The sequence below is a fragment of the Hydrocoleum sp. CS-953 genome (assembly GCF_002260545.1).
In the GTDB taxonomy this organism is placed as follows: Bacteria; Cyanobacteriota; Cyanobacteriia; order Cyanobacteriales; family Microcoleaceae; genus Trichodesmium.
Genome location: NZ_LGSU01000261.1, coordinates 1 through 2,569 on the forward strand (window position 1 = coordinate 1; position 2,569 = coordinate 2,569).

Annotated in this window: 3 protein-coding genes; all 3 read left to right on the forward strand. The window is 33.1% G+C overall.

Features of this window, described 5'->3' with window-relative positions; translation table 11 throughout:
* Nucleotides 1–209: 209 nt before the first annotated feature.
* The coding region (locus AFK68_RS44090; RefSeq protein WP_210407188.1) for a GTPase at nt 210–778 on the forward strand (569 nt) is incomplete at its 3' end.
* Between the two features lie 575 nt (nt 779–1,353).
* Nucleotides 1,354–1,918: LeoA/HP0731 family dynamin-like GTPase (locus AFK68_RS37965; RefSeq protein ID WP_305778121.1), on the forward strand; the 565-nt coding region annotated here is incomplete at its 3' end.
* A gap of 37 nt (nt 1,919–1,955) precedes the next feature.
* Nucleotides 1,956–2,375, forward strand: coding sequence for a LeoA/HP0731 family dynamin-like GTPase (locus AFK68_RS02315; RefSeq protein WP_094671313.1), 420 nt, complete (start codon nt 1,956–1,958; stop codon nt 2,373–2,375).
* The last annotated feature ends 194 nt before the right edge of the window (nt 2,376–2,569 follow it).

A 2,569-nucleotide genomic window follows, 5' to 3' on the forward strand; every position in this document is an offset into this window, starting at 1 on the left:
GCTTTGGCAAAGTAAATCTGTCTAGGAAATGATTTTTTGAGTAATTAAGATAGAGGGTGGTTTGACTCAACCTCTGGAAATATTCTTTACCTAATAAAATTAATTTTATTACCAATCAAGATAGAGGGTTTGGAGACCAAACCCCTACGGAATAAAATATATTAATGAGTCAAAAAAATTATCGAGTTTACAAAATTAGGAGCAAAAAAATGACTAATACAAATCAACAATTTCAAGCTGCTAAAGTTGGCTCTAGCTTTAAAAAAGTTCTAGTCAAGTTTGACAAATTACTAGCCGATGGCAAAAAAGAACAATTAACTACTATCCGCAAAAAACTCCGGCAGGAATTAAAAGAATATCGAGAAGAAGGTGCAATTAAAGTTGCCTTTGTCGGACAATATAGCGCAGGTAAATCTACAATTATTTCTGCACTTACAGGAAAACGAGATATTAAAATAGATGCCGATATTGCTACTGACAAAACTACAAATTATGACTGGAATAGTATTAAAATAATAGATACTCCCGGACTTTTTACGGAACGTCAAGAACATGATGAGATTACTTATGAGGCAATTAAGAAAGCTGATTTATTAGTTTTTTGTCTGACTTATATGTTATTTGACTCTGTGACAGTTGAGAATTTCAAAAAGTTAGCTTATGACAAAGGTTATCGCTGGAAAATGATGTTAGTTATTAATAAAATGTCTGATGAAGCTGGAGAAGAGGAGGAAAAAATTGCTAACTATCGCTACAGTTTAACAGAAGCTCTTAAACCNGGCAATTAAGAAAGCTGATTTATTAGTTTTTTGTCTGACTTATATGTTATTTGACTCTGTGACAGTTGAGAATTTCAAAAAGTTAGCTTATGACAAAGGTTATCGCTGGAAAATGATGTTAGTTATTAATAAAATGTCTGATGAAGCTGGAGAAGAGGAGGAAAAAATTGCTAACTATCGCTACAGTTTAACAGAAGCTCTTAAACCTTTTAGTCTTGATGAATTTCCGGTTTGTTTTATTGATGCTAAAGATTATTGTGATGGTATTGATGAAAATGATGATTTTTTGCTGGAAATTAGTCGGTTTGAAACTTTTATTGCTGCTCTAAATACTTTTATTGAGAGTCGAGGTAGCTTGGCAAAATTTGATACTCCTGTCAGAATAGCATTAAAATTTGTAGAAGATGCTCAGTTAATTTTTATTAGCAATTCTACTGGGAATGCCACATTTTTTGAAGTAGCTAACCGTCTATCTCGGACTATCCGAAAAGAACGAGACAGACTCCGCACAAAAGTTAAAGGTATTTCCCTATAAATGTCTTCAGCTATTGTCAAAGAAGGAAATGAATTAGCAATGGCAGTGGGAACTGATGCAGATTTTGAAAAGCTGAATAAAACAGCAGAATTAAATGTTCGTAATTGCTATGAAAAAGCAGAAAGTAAATTGAAAGAAGTTTGCGAAACAGCAGCCGCAGATATTCGGCAAGAAGTGGCAGAAATATTGGATAGTGATTTGGTTAAAGCTTTTGTTTCTTGTTTGGATAAAGAGCAAAATATTTCGGCTTCTAATATTAATGACGGCATAAATTTTCAACAGCTTAAATCTCAAGTTAGTTCGCTCAATAAAATTGCTGAAGTTGCAGGTGTAAAAATAACAAATGCAGCAACTACTAAAAGTTCTTTTGCAAAAGCAGGAAATGTTTTTCTTAGTTCTGGGAATGTAGCAGGTAGTGGTTTACATCAAACTGTTTTAGGAGTGGGAAAATTTATAGGTTTTAAGTTTAAACCTTGGCAAGCAGTAGGTATTGCTAAAAATCTTGGTAATGCTGCTAAATTTTTAGGTCCTGCTGTGGCATTAGTTTCTGTGGGAATAGATGTTTTGGAAATGCACAATGAAAGTCAACGAGAAAAAGAAATGGNGTAGCAGGTAGTGGTTTACATCAAACTGTTTTAGGAGTGGGAAAATTTATAGGTTTTAAGTTTAAACCTTGGCAAGCAGTAGGTATTGCTAAAAATCTTGGTAATGCTGCTAAATTTTTAGGTCCTGCTGTGGCATTAGTTTCTGTGGGAATAGATGTTTTGGAAATGCACAATGAAAGTCAACGAGAAAAAGAAATGGCTGATTTAAGAAAAGATATTTCTAGTCAATTTCAGAAAATAGCTAAAGATTTAGACGCACAAATAGAGCGACAATTATCTGAGTTTGAAACTGAGGTTTATACAGAGATTGAAAAGCAAATTGCTGAAGCAATAAAACAGGAAGAGGAAACTATAGCTACTTCTAATAGTTGGATAAAACAACTAGGAGAAATTCGGAGCAATTTTGACCTTATTCTACAATATATTCATAAGACAACCGCAAAAGCAAAAGGTTGAGTAGAATAATTACTTCAGGGTAATTATTTTCTAATTTTTTACTGATTCTTTATTTCTCCTATTTCCTATAATTGGTTGATGAATTTCTCCTAACATGACTTTAGCTTTTGCTCCTGTAACTTCTGGCAAATTACTCTTAATTTCTAAAGAGCGCCAATAAGCTAAAACTGCCATAGATATAGCTTCTTTAAAAT